This is a genomic window from Halorientalis brevis, from assembly GCF_023077655.1.
In genome coordinates this window covers 114,018-130,301 of sequence record NZ_JALLGV010000002.1, presented here as the reverse complement: position 1 = coordinate 130,301, position 16,284 = coordinate 114,018, and the positions used below count along the sequence as shown (strand labels likewise).

The window sequence follows — 16,284 nt, the reverse complement described above, 5'->3', positions numbered from 1 at the left end:
ACGGACCCGACGACACGTCGAGAGGTCACTCGGTAGAGACCACCTTTTTCCACTCGGATTCGTTCGCACCGCTCACGAATCACTCGTGCAAAAAGCTGGACCAAAAAATCGCTCGCTCACTCCGTTCGCTCGCAGTTACGCGAACAACTCGCGGGCGTCCGCCAGTGCCTCGACCATTACGTCGACTTCCTCCTGCGTGTTGTAGATGTAGAAGGACGCACGCGTCGAGGCCGGGATGCCGAGTTTGTCGTGGAGCGGCTGGGTGCAGTGGTCGCCGGCCCGGACGGCGACCCCGTGGCTGTTGAGGATCTCCGACACGTCGTGGGCGTGGACGGTATCGAGATTGAACGAGACGAGGGCAGCGCGGTCGTCGCCCGGCGGCCCGAGGATGTCGACGTCGTCGAACTCGCTGAGGCGCTCGTAGGCGTACTCCGCCAGTCGCTCGCCGTGCTGTTCGACCCGGTCCATGCCGATCTCGTCGAGGTAATCGCACGCCTCGGCGAGCGCGATGCCCTGGGAGATGACCGGCGTGCCGGCCTCGAACTTCCAGGGGAGGTCGTGCCAGGTCGAGTCCTCGAAGGTCACCTTCGAGATCATCATCCCGCCGTAGAGGTAGGGCTGCATCTCTTCGAGGAGGTGGCGCTTCCCGTAGAGAACGCCGACGCCGGTCGGGCCGCACATCTTGTGGCCCGAGAACGCGAAGAAGTCGGCGTCGATCGCCTCCACGTCGACGGACATGTGCGGGACCGACTGGGCGCCGTCGACGAAGATCAGCGAGTCGTGGTCGTGGGCGAGATCGGCGAGGTCCGAGACGGGATTGATCGTCCCGAGCGTGTTCGAGACGTGGACGACGCTGACCATCGCGGTGTCGTCGGTGATCAGCTCGCGGGCGTGGTCCATGTCGAGGTAGCCCTCGTCGTCGACCTGAATGTACTTCACCTCGGCACCGGTCTTCTTGGCGAGTTGCTGCCAGGTCACGAGCGACGCGTGGTGTTCCATCTCCGTGAGGACGACCTCGTCGCCCGGCTCCAGGTTCGCCAGACCCCAGGCGTACGCGACGGTGTTCATCGACTCGGTCGTGTTCTTGGTGAAGACGATTTCCTCGCGACCACCGGACGCGCCGATGAACTCGGCCACGCGGTCGTGGGCCTCCTCGTAGGCGATCGAGGCTTCCTGGGAGAGCTGGTGGAGTCCGCGGTGGACGTTGGCGTTGTAGCGGCGGTAATAGTCGGTGATCGAATCGATGACCGGTTCGGGCGTCTGGCTGGTCGCCGCGTTGTCGAGATACACGAGCGGCGTCCCGTCGAACTCCCGCTCCAGGACGGGGAAGTCCCGACGGATGCGCTCGACGTCGAGCGGTTCGGTCTGCGGAGTTTCCATTAGGTGCGCCTAAGAGTTGGGGACAGAACTGTTCTTCGGTCCAACTGAGTCCCGCCGGAAGTACCCACGACGGTGGGCTCGGACTGGCACGAACGGTACCGTTCGCCCGTCGTGTGTGGAACCACGCCAAGCGTGTCATATCCAAACAATTATCTCACGAGAATGAAAAGGGGTGAGCATGAGTGTGGGTGGGGAGCGCACAGCGTCAGAGATCAGTACGAAGACCGTGGTCAGGGAACGGAACGCAGTCTGAGGTGAGTAGGGTATGGGCCTCATCGTGGAGTACCGGCAGTGGGGAGAAGGACTGTACATCACGGAGGTCGCGGCGACGGTGCCCGAAATGCGCCTCACCGTCGAGCGCTGGCGCATCGAATCCGAACACGTGCTCTGCTTGTTCGTCCGCGCCGAGGGCGACCAGTTCGACGACCTCGAAGCGGCGTTCGCTGACCTGCCAAACAGCAGAGGCACCGACATCGTCTCCGAGTGCCAGACGGCACGTCTCTACCGAGTGCGGTTGGACTCGACGCTCACGCACCTGCCGGAGAACTCGTCGGTCAACGGCGTCATCAGCCACGTCCGCATCGAACCCGACGGCATCTACGTGACCGGCTATCTCGCCGACCGCGAGGAGCTCATCAGAACCCGCGAGTTCATCACCGACCAGGACATGGCGATGGAAGTCGTCCGCCTCCAGGACGCCACGGAAGCCAACCCGGACGACGGCCTCACCGACGAACAGTTCGAGGCGCTCATCACGGCCTACGAGATGGGCTACTTCGACGTTCCGAAAGGAGCCACGCAGGCAGACGTCGCAGGCGCCCTCGGCATCTCCCCGCCGTCGCTGTCCGAGCGGCTGAAACGCGCCCAGCAACGGCTCATCGAACAGCACCTCGTCGAGGGTCGCCTCATGAACGATCCAGCGTGACCACACCCGTCGGTTGTAGCCGTCGGCAGCCAGGTATCAGTCGAGTGCCGGCTCGAAGCGCTCGATCGTCTCCCGCCAGGACTCGGGCAACGGCGCTGGGCCGTCCGCGCCCATGTGGACCTGCGTGGTCTCGCCGGTCGCAGCGACGTCACCGTCGGCGCGCACCTCGTAGGCGAAGGAGAGGCTCGACGTGCCCATGTCGCTGGCTCGGACCGCGACGGTCAGGTCGTGGCGGTACTCGACCGACTGGTGGTAGTCCAGTTCGAGGTGGGCGAGCACGAAGTCCCGGTCCTCCAGCGGTTCGTCGATGACGGCGTCCATGTACTCGATGCGGGCCTGTTCGAGATACGTCCCGTAGACGACGTTGTTGACGTGGTCCCAGGGATCGAGGTCCCGATAGCGAATCTCCATCTCCGTCACGAACTCGAATGCGGCGTCTGTCATTACCGGAACCGAGAGGTGCGCGGTTGTCCCCCTTACGGTTCGCTGCAGGATCGACTACTCCGCGAGAAGGTCCGGCTCGATCTCGACGCCGAGTCCGGGACCGTCCGGCGGCGTGACGAAGCCGTCCTCGTGATCCAGGGTCTCGGTCAGCAGGAAGTCGCGTACCTCGGGGTCCCACGGCGGCTCCATGGGGAACTCACACCACGGCGAGTCGTTGGCGACCATGACGTGGAGGTTCGCGACGAACCCGATCCCGTTCGTCCAGGTGTGGGGAACGTACCGGAGGCCGTGCTGGCGCGCCATCGCCGCCACCTCGTTGGCACGCTTGATCCCCGTCGCCAGGGCAGCGTCCGGCTGGAGCACGTCCAGCGACCCGTGCTCGACGAACTCGCGGAAGTGGTGGATGCCGTTGTTGAACTCGCCGCCGGCGATGGGCACGTCGACCGCGTCGCGCAGGCGTGCGTACTGCGCGTAGTCGTGCCGCGGTAGGGGCTCTTCGAGCCACTCGACGCCGCCGATTTCGTCGAGGCCGCGCGCGAATTCGAGGGCATCGCCGTAGGACCACGCGACTTCGTCGTCCATGACCCGGACGGCCCACCCCTTGTTTGCGTCGACCATCAGCGTCAGGTCCGGGAACGCCTCCCGCACTTTGCGAACGATGTCGAGGTGTTCGACCTCGGTCACCCGCAGTTTGACGGCCTCGACGCCCTCGTCGAGCCGGTCCTCGACGTACTCGATGCGCTCGTCTGCGGGCATGACCTCTCCCGTCGAGGCGTAGATCGGGATCTCGCTCGCGCTCCCGCCGAGCAGTTCGTAGATGGGCTTGCCTGCGTCCTTGCCGATGACGTCCCAGAGCGCGATCTCGACGCCCCACGGGCGCGGCCCGATGAGGTTGACGCTCTCTAATTTCCCCAGGATACCCTCCACGTCGTGCGGGTCTTCGCCGAGCAAGAACAGCGAGAGCGGCTCGGCAAAGTCCATGCCGCCGGCGAAACTCGGCATCGCGCCGTACCCCGTGATCCCTGCGTCGGTCTCGATCTCGAACAGCGCCACCTCGTGTGTCCCCTGCGGATACTCCGGAATCCAGGTCGGCTCGAACGCGCCCTCGGCCTGGTGTTCGAGGTTGTACTGATTGACACCCGTTATCTGCATGTCACGTACCCCAACGGGTATCTCAATAAGTATTCAGCCGGTGTTACGAGGCTTTCAAAAGGAACCGCTCACATCCGCAGCATCTGGGCGTGGCGGGTGTCCTCGATGTCGAGGACGTTCGCCTCGTCGACGAAGCCGTGCTCGATGGCGACGCCCACCGCTTCGGTGCCGACGAGGTTGGCGACCGCGCACTTCGCGAGGCTGTTGACGACGGCGTCCTCGTCGACTGGGTCCCCGTCGTAGAACTCCTCGTCGACCGTCAGCGAGATCGGCCCATCCTCGAAGGTCTCCCCGAGCACGTCGGGGTCACAGACCGACACCAGCAGTCCTTCGTCCGTGTCGCGTTCGTTGAGGATCATTCTCGCTGTTGGACGAGGTCCTGTTCGGCCCGTTCGCGCATCTCTTCGGCCTCCGCGGCGACCTCCTCGGCCTCGTCGTACTCGCCCATCTCCTCCAGCGCCATCGCTTTCTCTTCGAGGACCTGGGTGTTGCGGTGGCCCAGGCGAATGGCGTTGTCGAAGCAGTTCAGGGCGTCCTCGGCGAGGCCGCGCTCCAGCAGGAAGAAGCCACGGTTGTACCACGCTTCGGCGAACCGCTCGTCGATCTCGACGGCGCGCTCGGCGTGCTCTAAGGCCTGTTCGGAGCGGCCGGACTCCCAGAGCGCGTATGCGAGGTTGGTCTCGGCGGTCGCGGTGTGATCGCTGGAAGCGTCGATGTCGATGGCCTCCTTGTACGCGCCGATCGCCATGTCGTACTCTTCGAGCTGGGCGTGAGCGGCGCCTTTGTTGGTCCAGGCCTCCTGTGCGATGCGGTCGTCCTCGGCGTACCGTGCTGTGCGTTCGAGGGCGTCGGCGGCCTGCTCGAAGCGGTTGATGTGCATGTACTCCAGGCCGACCTCCAGCAGCTGTTCGGCGTCGACTTCCTCGCTGGCGAGGTTGCGGTCGTCGAGCATGTCGGCGAGGACACGCGAGTCGACGGGGTCGACCTTGTCCGGGTCGACCGCCAGTTCCGGCGGATCGAGATCGAACTCCTCGTAGGGGTCGTCGAAACCCTGCCCCTCCGAGAAGTCGTGCTCCTCGGAGTCTCTGTCGGTCATGTGCCCGGTTTGGGCGGGGAGCCGGTTAAGGGCTACGTCCCCGACCGGCCGGCGCTCGGACGTGACGGTCGCGCCGACTCACTGGGACCACCCGCGGCGATCTGACAAATCGCCGGTGGGTTCAAGCACGAATCGACTGTAGTGGACGCCATGGGCAAGCGACTGTTCGTGAGCATCGACCTCGACGGGCTCGAAGACGAGGTCGCCACCGTGCAGGACCTGTTCTCCGACGCACCCGGCCTGAACTTCACCGACCCCGGGCAGGCCCACGTCACGATGAAGTTCCTCGGCGACACCCCGTCCCACCGCGTCGACGCGATCGTCGACGCGCTCGACGCCGCCGTCGCTGACGCGAGCGTCGGACCGTTCACGGCCGAGTTCGGCGGCCTCGGCGTCTTTCCCTCACTGGATTACATCAGCGTCGTGTGGCTCGGCGTCGATGCCGGGAGCGACGAGATGGTGACCCTCCAGTCGGCCATCGAACCGCGACTGGTCGACCTGGGATTCGACGAGGAGGACCACGAGTTCACGCCCCACGTCACGCTCGCACGCATGGAACACGCTGGCGGAAAAGAACTGGTGCAACAGACAGTCAGGGAGGCAGAACCGACCGTCGGGACGATGCACGTCGAGGAGGTCCGACTGACCGAGAGCGTCCTCACTGCGGACGGTCCCGAGTACGCGACGCTCGAACGGTTCGAGTTATAAATCAGCTGACCGATTGGCGAGACGGCCAGCGCGCGTCCCCCGGTTTAGGCCACCCAAAACAATCACATTAGTGATAATTCTTAAGCCGCGTGAGGGGCAAGTCGAGGACGAGTATGGGACTGCTGGCGAATCTGGTGTTAGTCTTCGTTGCGGGGTTGATCACGGCACTGGCGACGGGGATCGGTGCGTTCCCGTTTTTCTTCCTCGACGACGTCAGCGAGCGACTGCAGGTCGGGCTCTGGGGACTGGCGTCGGGCATCATGGTCTCCGCGTCGCTGTTCGGGCTCGTCATGGAGGGCCTGGCAGAAGCCGACGGCCAGTTCGACGTGTACCTGATGATCGGCGGATTGCTTGCCGGCGTCGTCCTCGTCATCGTCGCAAACAGAGTCATTTCGGATCACCACTTCGACTCGAAGGACTTCGAGCAAGCCGACTTCCAGAAGCTCGTGCTCATTCTCGGAATCCTGACGGTCCACAGCTTCCCCGAGGGAGTCGCCGTCGGCGTCTCGTTCGCCGAGTTGAACCTCGCGGGCGGACTCACGTTCGGGCCGTTCGTCGTCCCGCTCCTCGCGATCTTCATGACCGTGGCCATCTCCATCCACAACATCCCGGAGGGACTGGCCATCTCCATCCCGCTGCGGTCGATGGGCATCTCGAACTGGAAGATGGTGTGGTGGGCTGTCTTCTCCAGCCTCCCCCAGCCTATCGGGGCGGTGCTCGCCTTCTACTTCGTCCGCATCGCCAAGGAGTTCCTGCCCGCGGGCTTTGGCTTCGCCGCCGGCGCGATGGTGTATCTGGTGCTCTCGGAGTTCATCCCCGAGGCCCTCGAACACGGGGCCGGACTCCCGAATCGCGGTCACCGGGAACTCATCTCGGGACTCGTCGTGGGCGTCCTCGTGATGGTGCCGCTGGCGTTCATCTGATCAAGAACCGTCGCTGATAGCATCCGACGGCCGCTGGCCGCCGGTTCACTGCTGGCGAGGCCAAAGGCCGAGTCAGCAGCAGTTTTTCGCCCACGTTTTTCGAGGAGTGGGTTGCGGGCCGCTGGCCCGCAACCTCAAAACGTGGCGGCGAAGCCGCCACGCAGGTCCCGCAGCGAGCTTTAGCTCGCGAGGACACCCGACGTTCACGAGAACAAAGTTCTCGTGAGCCAACCAGAACGCGGGCGTTCTGGTGACGAAGAAAAACGTGGGTTCGAAAGAACACAAATTTAAGCGGTGGCGAGGAAGAAGAGCGCACTATGGGTAAGAAGTCGAAGGCCAAGAAAAAGCGCCTCGCCAAGAAGGACCGGCAGAACAGCCGTGTGCCTGCCTGGATCATGATGAAGACGGATCGCGACGTTTCGCGAAACCCCAAGCGCCGCAACTGGCGCAGCAGCGACACTGACGAATAATGAGCGCAAGTGATTTCGAAGAGCGGGTCATCACCGTCCCGCTCCGTGACGTCAACGCGGTACCGAAACACGAGCGTGCAGGCCGAGCGATGACGATCATCCGCGAGCACCTCGCGAAGCACTTCAACGTCGACGAAGACGACGTCCGCCTCGACGCCTCGATCAACGAGGACGTCTGGTCGCAGGGCCAGAAAAAGCCCCCGAGCAAGCTTCGGGTGCGCGCCGCTCGCTTCGAGGAAGAGGGCGAGAGCGTCGTCGAGGCAGAGACGGCATAGCTTTGCTTCGCGCGGCCTTCGCCGGTTCGGCGTACGTCGGCGTCTTCGCCCGGGCCACGGACGACTGTCTCCTGATCCGGCCGGACATCGACGAGCAGGTCCGCGAGGACGTCGCCGAGGAACTCGACGTGCCGGCGATCCCGACGACCGTCGGCGGCTCGGGAACGGTCGGCGCCCTCGCCACCGGGAACGACAGCGGCCTGCTGGTCAGTAGCCGCATCTCCGAGATGGAGCGCGAGCGGATCGCCGAGCAGTACGAGCGACCCATCACCGAGCTCCCGGGCCGGATCAACGCCGCCGGGAACGTCGTCCTCGCCAACAACAGCGGCGCGTACGTCCACCCGGACCTCCCGCGAGAGGCCGTGCAGGCCGTCAAAGACGGCCTCGACGTGCCCGTCGAACGCGGGACGCTCGCCGGCGTCCGCACCGTCGGGACCGCAGCCGTCGCGACCGACCGCGGCGTACTCTGCCACCCGAAATCGACCGACGAGGAACTCGACTTCCTCGAGGAGCTACTCGACGTCCCCGCCGACATCGGGACCATCAACTACGGTGGTCCCCTCGTCGGGTCGGGACTGCTCGCGAACGAGTCCGGCTACGTCGTCGGCCAGGACACCACCGGACCGGAACTGGGGCGTATCGAGTCCGCGCTCGACTACATCGACTGAGAGCCCGTTTCGATGCGCGACAGTGCTGCTGCCAGTTCTCTTCTCTTCGTTCTCGCTGCCGGCCTGCTGATCGGGTTCGTGGGTGGAATCGTCGTTAGCGGCGCGAACTCGGCGCCCCTGGACGACTCGACGCTCCCGACCAGCGTCAGTAGCGGCGGCCCGTCCTGTTACGACGGCCCGCGAGCGAACGCCGGCTGGCTTCACGTCATCGCGAGCGGCGAGCGATGGACGACGACGCTGAACGCGACCGTCGTCCACCCGCGTGGGACGGACGTCACCGTCGATGTCTCCCAGCGACAGACCGGCGACTACGAGATCGCCCTCGAAACGGTCCAGTCAAACAGCCTGAAATTCGAGAACGAGAGCTGCCGGGCAGCGACGACGGTCAACGTCGCGACGGACCTGCCGGACCCGGATTTCGTGGTCACGATGAACGGCCGCCCCGTTCGCACCGTCGATCAGGAGGAAACCACGGCGAACCTCTACCCGCTCCCGAACCCGATCAACGCGACGGGCTAGCGATACGCGGTGGCGAGTTCGCGGAGAGGGGAGGGGAAGAACTCCGAGATGTATTCGGTTCCAAGGAGCTTCGATCGGTGAGAAACAGCCGATCAGTCCGTCCACAGGCGCATCAATATCGGAACAACGGCTTTTGAGCGGTAGTGCGTTAGGTACTGTGACACATGGCTTCGATTTCGACCCACCAGATCAACGTCTCGGACATGAAATGCAACGGGTGTGAAGACACGATACAGGACGAACTCCGCCACAAGCCGGGTGTCAAGCGGGTCAGTGCCAACTACATCGAAGGGACCGTCGAGGTAGAGGGCGACGACGATCTGGACGTGGACGCGCTCGTGGATGAGATCAACGAACTCGGGTTCTCTGCGAACCGGTAAGTACCGGCGTCGGTGTGACCCCACAGCACCCACGTCGATCGGCGAGGAGAAGGTGTGGCTTCCCCCGTCATCGGCGTGCCAGCCGACGGGCGGACGACAGCGGAGGGAGGACACATGTGTGCTGAGAGACTCAGACCGAGCGGCCTCGGCGTGGCGATCGGCGTTCTGCTCGCGATGACGCGAGTCCCGGGAGTCGCCAGTGGTCACGACCCTGGGACGTCGTCCGCCCAGTCACCGGTCGCGTTCGGCGTCGTCGTCTCCCTCTCGGTGCTCGTCAGTTTCCTCGTCGGCCTCGGAGTCGTCACCCGTCGGCGGGCGCGTCCCGCACAGACCCCGTCCCCGTCCCAGCCCCAGTGGATCGTGTGGCTCGTCGTCGCTCTGGGCGCCCTCGGGCTGGTCGCGGCGGGAGTCGATCGGGGGCGATACGCCGTCGTCGGCGGCGTCGCCGGTATCAGCCTCGCCTGGCTCGTCCGGAACAGAGCCCTCACGGACTGTGGTCCCTGTGCGGACAGCACGTTCGGCGCGATCCTCACCCACCGAACCGTCGAAGGCGTGCTGGTCGCCGGGGTCTACACAGCGGACGCTGGCCTCGGTCTCGCCGCCGTCGCGCTGTTGACTGGCCACGCCGTCGTCGAGACCGTCGCCGTCGGCGGCCTCTACGCAACGGCCAGCCGTGGCTGGGGACTCGTCGGCGTGACCGCCCCACAACTCGGCTTCGCCACCGGCGCGGTCGTCGGCACCGCGGGCACAGACCTGCTCCCACCGGCCGCCAGTGCGCTCCTCGTCGCCGGCATCGGTGGCGTCCTCCTCACGTCCGGCCTGATCGAACTCGGCAGGGCCGACGGGACGGTGGTTCCCGAGCGGATGAAACTCGGCGAATCCTAACGGAGAGTAGTTTAGACAGTGGTACGACAGTATATTGTTACTCTAGAAGTCTCCGTTGATCACAGAGCATACGCCGAGCGAAGCGAGGCGTTTCACTGCTGGCGACCAGCGGGAGCCAGCAGCCCTTTTTCGCCCACGTTTTTGCGAGGAGCGGTTCGCCGCAGGCGAACCCGACGAGAAAAAAGGTGGACGGGCACGATGGGAGCAGGACTTTCGGGATTGTGAGACTGGAATGTTAGCACACATCATTTTCACAGGTCAGGAAGGTGGTTGCTGCGCTGTTCGGCCTGTTCGCGGTCGCTCCGACGGTCGTAGTGCCGATCGAGAATATCCTCGCTCGCGTTGAGTCGATCTTTGACGACTCGACGGGGCACGTCTTCTCGACGATAGTAGGTCACCCGACCGCTACGCACGTCGTGGGGTGATCGAGCCGAGGGACACCGGCTCGCTTTGTCCAGGTGAGTCGCTTCACAGTCGTCGATGTCGCGATCGTGCGGGCACTCGGCACCGCGCCAGCACGGGCGGGTGACGCGATAGAGAGTGGTCCGAAACGTATTGCCCGACGGACGACCGTACTGAGTCGTGATCAGCGGGTCGCGACCGTACTCGTCGGTCACGTCGGGCCGGTGGTACTCGATGTAGTCCGCGATGAAGTGGGCGGCTTTCTCGCTGATCCGGTTCCACCGAGTTCCTTTCTCCTGGTTCTTGAGTGGCGTCCCGGTGTCCGGGCGGTGGACGAAGTGAACCGCAGGTCCGGAGAGTCGCGGGTGGGAGCCGTCGAGATCGAGATCGCCGAGGTCGAGGCCGCGGATCGCGCCGGTACGCGCACCGGTTTCCCAGAGCAGCAGCACGATCAGGTGGTCGCGAGAAGCGGGTTGCGCGTTTTCGAGATAGTCGAGAATGTCGATCGCCCGCGCAGGTTTCAGCGTCGTATCTGACACGTCCTCGCCATTTTTCATCACCGGCAGGGTGACCTGCTCGTACAGCTCCGGCGGGACGGCGTCGATGTTCGACGCGAAACGGAGGAACCGGCGAAGCGTCGCGAGTTGTCCTTTGAGCGTGACGAGCTTGATCGGGTCGCGACCATCTCCTTGGCCTTCGCGTCGCCAAGTCCGATACTTGTAGAGATCGCGGCCGGAGAGTTCGTTCAGGTTCTCGATCTCTTCCTCGTCGCAGAACTGGATGAAAGCACGAAGGCGGTGCTTCGCGCTCTTGCGTGTGGATTCAGCGTGTTCGTCGCGCATGGCATCGTGGTACATCGCCACAGCGTCGACGGGAGAGATCGGGTCGAGGTCGGTCATCTCTCACCCCCGCGAGCGCGACAGCTGGTAGTCCAACTGTTTTTATCGGATGATGCGACTACGCTCTCGTGGGGCGTACGCCCCTGCAAGGTTCCGTCGTTCATGGTCGAGGGACGGACCACCTTCGGGCCGTGTTCCAGCACGGCCTTTTCTGGCGACACTGAGCCACCAGCCAGTGGCCCGCAGAATCACAATTAGTCGTAGAGTGCATAAATGTATCGAACAACCAAATAGTACTAGAGCGGGCACAAGATTGTATAAAGAGTGAATTAGGTGGGCGCGGATGTATAGACATCTCCAATGCGTCTATCTGGTTCGTGGCAAAGTGTCTGGGATGACCGGATACTGGAGTGGATGCGAGAAAACGAGGGGACAGGGACACCGAAAGAGATCCACGACAGCGGTCTGATCAGAGTGTCGCGGACTCAGATCGGACGGCGCATGAAGAAGTTGTCCGAACATGGGCTTCTCAAGCACGTCGGGAACGGAGCCTACGTGATCACCGAGGAAGGAGAAGCGTATCTCGAAGAACGATACGACGCGGAGGAAGGCGTCTATATCGACGAAAACGGAGTAAACAGCGAAGGTATCGCATCGGAACAAGAGACGAACGACGTATAACGACCCTCCATCATGACGATTCGCAGGACCGCAAGTTGGCAAGAAGCACTGGATGACCGAATCCTGGAACACCTCCGAGATGAAGATATGTCGACGCCAAGTTTAATGTCGAAAATAGCGGGCTTCCACGCGACTGAGTCACAGATTCAAGAGCGCTGTCGAGTCCTCGCAGACGCAGATCTCGTCGGATTCCTGACCGACGACATGGATTTAGTCGAGTTGACGACAAGAGGTCAGCAATATCTCGATGGTGAGATCGACGTTGAGCTGTATCCACGACCGCGCCATCCGCGGGTTTTGGAACAGTTATACAGCGGATGAGTTCAAATTAATATTAAATTGGCGAGTCGGAGTTTGCCAGATTTCGTACACAAAGATGTCGGTTTAAGCTTCCATGGAGAATGGGCCAGGAGATCTATGGAATATTGGGACTTAACTGTTGTACTTGTACTATAGATGTCAAAGAATCATACTCTATGCACAAATAGTAATATAGCACTTAACTAATGAAGATACATTGACCAAATTATGATAAACAAAGAAGAGCAGTTTGAACGAGCATTCAGAGATATCATGAGTGGAGCATCTGGCGGGTTTATTGCAACTTGGTCTCTTAATGGGAAAAGCGACTTCTTTATTGTGATCATGGGTGTTGTTTTAATAGTACTAGTCGGGAGTCTTTATGTAGGGCTTCAGAGGATCAATAAAATGAGCGAATCGTTAGAATATAAAAACGCAGACATTATTGTAACAGAATCTTCAAAAACCGGTGTAAAATACGAAATTACTGAAGGCACAAAGACCAAGGACAATAGAAAAGCTTCTTAACAGATTTTGTCACAGCCGATGATATCGGTCCCTTCGGTCCCTCAAAACGGCCGGGCTTCCGTGTGTACCCCCCATGTGAGGGGGGCACAGACGGTTCCAGGCCTCCCATAGATTGCTGAGGAATTCAGAGTAACCTTTCATTCAATTTCGAGTGTATCGAGATCGCGTCGAGCCGACCGACAGTTTGGGTGGGTCGCTCGGTGGTTGGTGGATGCGGCTTGATTGAGGCATACAACGAGCTGGGAGATTGAACCGTTAGGAATCAGAGGGAACCATCTACCCATATTGATCGATAAATGCAATTTTCTAAGCCTCTATTCTCGAATTTCCTTTTCGTATCTCTTTATGACAAATGTCAAGAATGATGATACCTGATGAAGTAACAATATTAAGTAATCTTGATCAATTTTTTCATGTCGTTTTCGGTCTCCACCAGCTCTCTGAACGCCAACTTGTATCCCGGAAGCTATTTTCTGCCATTCTGCTACCATCTCATCATTTGGTTTAAATAGACCTTGTTCCCGAAGTTCGGAAATGCAATCACCGAGTCCAGCACTCTCATCCAACCACTCTTCATTGTCAATACAAATTCTTTCACAAACTGCTTCAAGACTATTATAGAGTTTTTCTGGAATTACATACGTGAATGTTCCTTCCTTGTACAATTGCCAAGCTTCATTGTAGCCTTCAAGAGGTTCTTTCCAAGTATCACCAAGTGCTAAGACGCGAAGTTCTTGGTCCGATTCTATTATAGTTTCATCAGACAATTGTTGAAAGATGATTTTATGATAGTCATTTCGATTCCATTCATCTTTTATCATTTCCTCAGAAGGGGAGGGTTTCATTTGAATTAAAATTCCTTCTTCAATTAATGCCATCTCAACCTTCAGACAGGCCTCAATCAAATCATTCGTGCTATAAGTAGGCGTACTATATGACCCCCTGCTTCGCCAGATGGTGTTTAACAGAAATTCTAAATAGTCTAACAAAATGTCTTGATCATCTACATTTAGGATGAAATTATATTGCTCCTGTTTTCTTTTATGGGAGTACTCAAACCAATGTGGATCATTTCCAGTCAGTTCTACTAACGTGTCATATGCCGAGGAGATGTCTTCTTTTTCTACGAAACGGAGAGAATGCGCGATCCGTTTTCTGGCAGGAGGTGTTATTTCTTCATGTATGCGTTGTTCAGGTTCGCTATTTCGTTTACTCCAGGGTAGGAAATCAAACATGAGATAGTGTTGGTAGCCATGAAATTAAACTCCTTTGGGAAAGACCGGTATCTAATTCAATCAACCTGCGTTTTTTGGAGTTTGCAGCAATTTAATATTAATCCATTAGTCATATTCGCCATCATTAGACAACCTATCAAGGATCTTGGACCAGGATAAGTCAAGAGTAAACAACTCTGATTCAAGGTTCCAGTCCCACGGTGCGGCGTCGTCGGGATCGTAGTGGACACTAGTCGGTTCCAGATCCTCAATGGAGCCATTAAACAGTTGGTCGGCGGGAAAGTCACCGTCAGCAGGCCACCGTTCATAGAATTCCACAACGTCTTTCTGCGTCTTATAGTACGCCAGCGTCGCAAGTCGCTTCGCCTCGGGGTGACAGTCTTTACCGGTATGAACGACTAGCCCGCAGGCATCGACACCGATCTTGGCGAACCGCTTTGCCAGTGGAGTCCACTGGGTTGCGACCTCGCGCCGATGAGTCCGGGCGTCGAAGTGCGTCGAGGCTTCGTCGATCATCAGGAACTTCGGCACGTCGCGGTGTTCGAGCAGCGCGACGGCGAGATCGTGGGCAGAAGTAACCACCACGTCGGTTAGATCCCACGATCGACTGTTCGAGAGAACGAGGTAGTCATCGAGGGCATAGCTGCGGAGTTCTGCAAGGAGCGACATGGTGTTCGTCTTCCCAGTGTTGGGGTTGCCAGCACCAAGAATGAATGCTGGAGCATCGTTGTTGTGCAGCTGGTCGTTCAGCATCATCGGGAGTCGCAGTGCAGAGCCGTCGAGATCTTGTTCAGTGACACCGACAGCGTAGGCAAGCATCGAGGCATTCCCGTCGACGACGGCCTTTGAGAGTTCGTCGGTGAGAACTTTCGAGGTCACCGTGTCGCCGAGGTCCGTTTCAGCGAAGCTATTGCATCCCTTGAGGTCAGCAGATCCAGGCACGTCAGCGGTTTCGAGGAACGAAAGAACCGCTCGATCTCGCTCGTTCGTGACCATTCCAGTATGGGGAAGGAGACGCGGATCACCGCCATCGAGATCGCCACGGACTTGCTCGCGAAGTTTGGCAGCAGTCAGCAGTTTTTCGTCAATATCAGTCATCGCTGGGAACCTCCTGGGCAGCGTCGGCACGAGCTGCGTCGTGATCGACGCGGTCGCCGACTTGTTCAGCAGCCTGTTCGTCGAGGTCACGGTCGCCGTCCGGATCGAGTAGGGCCTCGTCTGCATCGAGGTCGTCCAGGTCGCTCAGTTCGTCATCGATGCGATCATCGAGATCGAACTGTTCGAGCGCCTGCTCTATCTGGTGGTCCAGTCCTTCACCTTCGTCGGGGAGCGTCCCACGCTGGAACGTCTCGACGACGACAGCGGTAGTTTCACGCACTGCATTTCGGAGCAGCGTGAACGCCTGGGTTTCCAGGACGAAGCCTTTCTTCGCGTCGTCCTCGAGCTGGCCACGACATTCGTAGACTTTCTGGAGACCGCGTAGCAGTTGCCGATCAGAGAGTGTCCCGCGCCAGGTGCCGATCGCGGTCATCTCATCGAGATCGACCTGCTTCCCGAAGTACAGCGAGGGAGCGACTTGGTTCAGTTCGCCTTCGGTGACGGTCAGCTGACGGAAATCGTCGGTCGGGAACCAGAACACGGCACCGTCCATTTTCCGAGCGTCAATATCGACGAGAATCTCACCGGGCGGGTCCGGCAGCATGCCGGTGATCGAGGAGCCGACGAGGTACGCGAACGGACTCAGCACGATCATGGTTAGTCCCGAAAGGCGTAGCCATCGGGGTATACCGAGATCGACGCCGACCAGCACGAACGCGAGACCGACCAGGACGATCACCGCGATGATACTCAGGAATCGCTCTTTCACGAACCAGAGCGTCCATTCAGTCAGTGTCTCAGGCCGTCGCTCGTGATAATCGTCGTATCTCATGCTATCCGCTCCGGAGCGTCGTTGGTCCCAGCCAGGTAGCGGACGACCATCACGATCGAGACGATCGCCACGACGAGGGCACCGCTGGCGGCAGTGATCTGAGCGTCGCGAGCGGTGAAACCGCCAGGACCGACGATCGAGTCGCTGGTTTTGATGATGTGACCGTACAGGACTCCTGGCGTGTCGATCACCACGGCGACCCGGCCGCCTGTCTTCGTCACCGGGAGGACGACACGAGTGGTTTCACCGGCATCGAGCACGAACGTCCGAGAGGCAATTTCACCAGAACCAGTCGATAACGCTCCGCCGTCGGAGATCGTCACCGCCATGGTCTTGGTCGAGCGCAGTTCGACGAACGCCTCACCACTCGACTGGTTGTAGCCTGAGTCGAGGAGGCGAACGTTCTCACTGATGTAGGTCCCTGGCGGAGCAGCGGAACTATTCGAAGACGTCGCTGTCGAATTGTTCGCTGCAGCCGCAGGACCGGCGATACTACTGAGCAGCACGACTATCAGGGTTGCTTTCACGAAAAAGCGCATAGTTG

20 protein-coding genes and 1 pseudogene are annotated in these 16,284 nt (G+C 60.3%); 11 read left to right on the top strand and 10 right to left on the bottom strand.

Annotation, left to right across the window (positions count from 1 at the left end; translation table 11 throughout):
• Positions 1–135: 135 nt before the first annotated feature.
• Positions 136–1,380 carry an aminotransferase class V-fold PLP-dependent enzyme gene (locus MU553_RS05200; RefSeq protein ID WP_247376460.1) on the bottom strand — a complete coding sequence of 415 codons (1,245 nt, stop codon included), beginning with the start codon at positions 1,378–1,380 and terminating at the stop codon, positions 136–138.
• A 265-nt stretch (positions 1,381–1,645) separates the two neighbouring features.
• Here MU553_RS05200 and MU553_RS05195 point away from each other — a divergent pair, with 265 nt between their 5' ends.
• The gene (locus MU553_RS05195; RefSeq protein ID WP_247376458.1) at positions 1,646–2,305 is read left to right on the top strand and encodes a helix-turn-helix domain-containing protein; all 660 of its coding nucleotides are present in this window, start codon (positions 1,646–1,648) and stop codon (positions 2,303–2,305) included.
• A gap of 36 nt (positions 2,306–2,341) precedes the next feature.
• On the opposite strand, the gene MU553_RS05190 is transcribed toward MU553_RS05195, so the two are convergent.
• The 4 genes and pseudogenes from MU553_RS05190 to MU553_RS05175 form a co-directional block, all read right to left on the bottom strand.
• Positions 2,342–2,749, bottom strand: a complete 408-nt coding sequence (locus MU553_RS05190; RefSeq protein ID WP_247376456.1) for an acyl-CoA thioesterase — start codon at positions 2,747–2,749, stop codon at positions 2,342–2,344.
• A 54-nt stretch (positions 2,750–2,803) separates the two neighbouring features.
• Positions 2,804–3,901, bottom strand: coding sequence for a mandelate racemase/muconate lactonizing enzyme family protein (locus MU553_RS05185; protein ID WP_247376454.1), 1,098 nt, complete (start codon positions 3,899–3,901; stop codon positions 2,804–2,806).
• Between the two features lie 68 nt (positions 3,902–3,969).
• On the bottom strand, positions 3,970–4,260 hold the full coding sequence (locus MU553_RS05180) for a DUF424 domain-containing protein (RefSeq protein ID WP_247376452.1): 291 nt from the start codon (positions 4,258–4,260) through the stop codon (positions 3,970–3,972).
• Positions 4,260–4,997 (bottom strand): annotated as a pseudogene (locus tag MU553_RS05175) (tetratricopeptide repeat protein); the annotation flags it as partial. The gene MU553_RS05180 and the pseudogene MU553_RS05175, both read right to left, overlap by 1 nt.
• A gap of 150 nt (positions 4,998–5,147) precedes the next feature.
• Between MU553_RS05175 and thpR the strand changes: the two are divergent.
• From thpR to MU553_RS05135, 8 genes are all read left to right on the top strand, one after another.
• On the top strand, positions 5,148–5,705 hold the full coding sequence (thpR, locus tag MU553_RS05170) for an RNA 2',3'-cyclic phosphodiesterase (RefSeq protein WP_247376448.1): 558 nt from the start codon (positions 5,148–5,150) through the stop codon (positions 5,703–5,705).
• A gap of 113 nt (positions 5,706–5,818) precedes the next feature.
• A complete protein-coding gene (locus tag MU553_RS05165) occupies positions 5,819–6,628 on the top strand; it encodes a ZIP family metal transporter (protein ID WP_247376447.1) in 810 nt (269 codons plus the stop codon).
• 317 nt (positions 6,629–6,945) lie between these two features.
• On the top strand, positions 6,946–7,098 hold the full coding sequence (locus MU553_RS05160; protein ID WP_247376445.1) for a 50S ribosomal protein L39e: 153 nt from the start codon (positions 6,946–6,948) through the stop codon (positions 7,096–7,098).
• Complete coding sequence (locus MU553_RS05155) at positions 7,098–7,373, top strand: 50S ribosomal protein L31e (RefSeq protein ID WP_247376443.1); 276 nt, start codon at positions 7,098–7,100, stop codon at positions 7,371–7,373. Before MU553_RS05160 ends, MU553_RS05155 begins: the two co-directional genes overlap by 1 nt.
• 2 nt (positions 7,374–7,375) lie before the next feature.
• Positions 7,376–8,041, top strand: coding sequence for a translation initiation factor IF-6 (locus MU553_RS05150; RefSeq protein ID WP_247376441.1), 666 nt, complete (start codon positions 7,376–7,378; stop codon positions 8,039–8,041).
• Positions 8,042–8,053: 12 nt separating this feature from the next.
• Positions 8,054–8,560 (top strand): hypothetical protein, encoded by a 507-nt coding sequence (locus MU553_RS05145; protein ID WP_247376439.1) that lies wholly within the window; start codon positions 8,054–8,056, stop codon positions 8,558–8,560.
• Between the two features lie 164 nt (positions 8,561–8,724).
• A complete protein-coding gene (locus tag MU553_RS05140) occupies positions 8,725–8,940 on the top strand; it encodes a heavy-metal-associated domain-containing protein (RefSeq protein WP_247376437.1) in 216 nt (71 codons plus the stop codon).
• Between the two features lie 114 nt (positions 8,941–9,054).
• Positions 9,055–9,825 (top strand): hypothetical protein, encoded by a 771-nt coding sequence (locus MU553_RS05135; RefSeq protein WP_247376436.1) that lies wholly within the window; start codon positions 9,055–9,057, stop codon positions 9,823–9,825.
• Positions 9,826–10,076: 251 nt separating this feature from the next.
• Here MU553_RS05135 and MU553_RS05130 read toward each other — a convergent pair whose 3' ends face one another.
• Positions 10,077–11,126, bottom strand: coding sequence for a site-specific integrase (locus tag MU553_RS05130; RefSeq protein WP_247376434.1), 1,050 nt, complete (start codon positions 11,124–11,126; stop codon positions 10,077–10,079).
• A gap of 354 nt (positions 11,127–11,480) precedes the next feature.
• Here MU553_RS05130 and MU553_RS05125 point away from each other — a divergent pair, with 354 nt between their 5' ends.
• Entirely contained in the window at positions 11,481–11,747 is a 267-nt protein-coding gene (locus tag MU553_RS05125) for an ArsR family transcriptional regulator (RefSeq protein WP_247376432.1), read from the top strand.
• A gap of 528 nt (positions 11,748–12,275) precedes the next feature.
• Positions 12,276–12,575: a hypothetical protein gene (locus tag MU553_RS05120; RefSeq protein WP_247376430.1), complete on the top strand. Its 300-nt coding sequence runs from the start codon at positions 12,276–12,278 to the stop codon at positions 12,573–12,575.
• Between the two features lie 314 nt (positions 12,576–12,889).
• On the opposite strand, the gene MU553_RS05115 is transcribed toward MU553_RS05120, so the two are convergent.
• From MU553_RS05115 to MU553_RS23945, 4 genes are all read right to left on the bottom strand, one after another.
• The gene (locus MU553_RS05115; RefSeq protein WP_247376428.1) at positions 12,890–13,810 is read right to left on the bottom strand and encodes a hypothetical protein; all 921 of its coding nucleotides are present in this window, start codon (positions 13,808–13,810) and stop codon (positions 12,890–12,892) included.
• 105 nt (positions 13,811–13,915) lie between these two features.
• Positions 13,916–14,908: a hypothetical protein gene (locus MU553_RS05110; RefSeq protein WP_247376426.1), complete on the bottom strand. Its 993-nt coding sequence runs from the start codon at positions 14,906–14,908 to the stop codon at positions 13,916–13,918.
• Positions 14,901–15,740 (bottom strand): DUF8125 domain-containing protein, encoded by an 840-nt coding sequence (locus tag MU553_RS05105; RefSeq protein WP_247376424.1) that lies wholly within the window; start codon positions 15,738–15,740, stop codon positions 14,901–14,903. The genes MU553_RS05110 and MU553_RS05105 overlap by 8 nt, the downstream gene beginning before the upstream one ends.
• A complete protein-coding gene (locus MU553_RS23945; protein WP_486860559.1) occupies positions 15,737–16,279 on the bottom strand; it encodes a DUF8063 family protein in 543 nt (180 codons plus the stop codon). The genes MU553_RS05105 and MU553_RS23945 overlap by 4 nt, the downstream gene beginning before the upstream one ends.
• Positions 16,280–16,284: the final 5 nt, after the last annotated feature.

Bases quoted from the DNA above. Each gene is read 5' to 3' on its own strand.
- MU553_RS05145 (WP_247376439.1), top strand. From the start codon at position 8,054: ATGCGCGACAGTGCTGCTGCCAGTTCTCTTCTCTTCGTTCTCGCTGCC.
- MU553_RS05180 (WP_247376452.1), bottom strand. From the start codon at position 4,260: ATGATCCTCAACGAACGCGACACGGACGAAGGACTGCTGGTGTCGGTC.
- MU553_RS05105 (WP_247376424.1), bottom strand. From the start codon at position 15,740: ATGAGATACGACGATTATCACGAGCGACGGCCTGAGACACTGACTGAA.
- MU553_RS05125 (WP_247376432.1), top strand. From the start codon at position 11,481: ATGCGAGAAAACGAGGGGACAGGGACACCGAAAGAGATCCACGACAGC.
- MU553_RS05110 (WP_247376426.1), bottom strand. From the start codon at position 14,908: ATGACTGATATTGACGAAAAACTGCTGACTGCTGCCAAACTTCGCGAG.
- MU553_RS05160 (WP_247376445.1), top strand. From the start codon at position 6,946: ATGGGTAAGAAGTCGAAGGCCAAGAAAAAGCGCCTCGCCAAGAAGGAC.
- MU553_RS05120 (WP_247376430.1), top strand. From the start codon at position 12,276: ATGATAAACAAAGAAGAGCAGTTTGAACGAGCATTCAGAGATATCATG.
- MU553_RS05200 (WP_247376460.1), bottom strand. From the start codon at position 1,380: ATGGAAACTCCGCAGACCGAACCGCTCGACGTCGAGCGCATCCGTCGG.
- MU553_RS05190 (WP_247376456.1), bottom strand. From the start codon at position 2,749: ATGACAGACGCCGCATTCGAGTTCGTGACGGAGATGGAGATTCGCTAT.
- MU553_RS05195 (WP_247376458.1), top strand. From the start codon at position 1,646: ATGGGCCTCATCGTGGAGTACCGGCAGTGGGGAGAAGGACTGTACATC.
- MU553_RS05135 (WP_247376436.1), top strand. From the start codon at position 9,055: ATGTGTGCTGAGAGACTCAGACCGAGCGGCCTCGGCGTGGCGATCGGC.
- MU553_RS05155 (WP_247376443.1), top strand. From the start codon at position 7,098: ATGAGCGCAAGTGATTTCGAAGAGCGGGTCATCACCGTCCCGCTCCGT.
- MU553_RS05115 (WP_247376428.1), bottom strand. From the start codon at position 13,810: ATGTTTGATTTCCTACCCTGGAGTAAACGAAATAGCGAACCTGAACAA.
- MU553_RS23945 (WP_486860559.1), bottom strand. From the start codon at position 16,279: ATGCGCTTTTTCGTGAAAGCAACCCTGATAGTCGTGCTGCTCAGTAGT.
- MU553_RS05130 (WP_247376434.1), bottom strand. From the start codon at position 11,126: ATGACCGACCTCGACCCGATCTCTCCCGTCGACGCTGTGGCGATGTAC.
- MU553_RS05185 (WP_247376454.1), bottom strand. From the start codon at position 3,901: ATGCAGATAACGGGTGTCAATCAGTACAACCTCGAACACCAGGCCGAG.
- thpR (WP_247376448.1), top strand. From the start codon at position 5,148: ATGGGCAAGCGACTGTTCGTGAGCATCGACCTCGACGGGCTCGAAGAC.
- MU553_RS05140 (WP_247376437.1), top strand. From the start codon at position 8,725: ATGGCTTCGATTTCGACCCACCAGATCAACGTCTCGGACATGAAATGC.
- MU553_RS05165 (WP_247376447.1), top strand. From the start codon at position 5,819: ATGGGACTGCTGGCGAATCTGGTGTTAGTCTTCGTTGCGGGGTTGATC.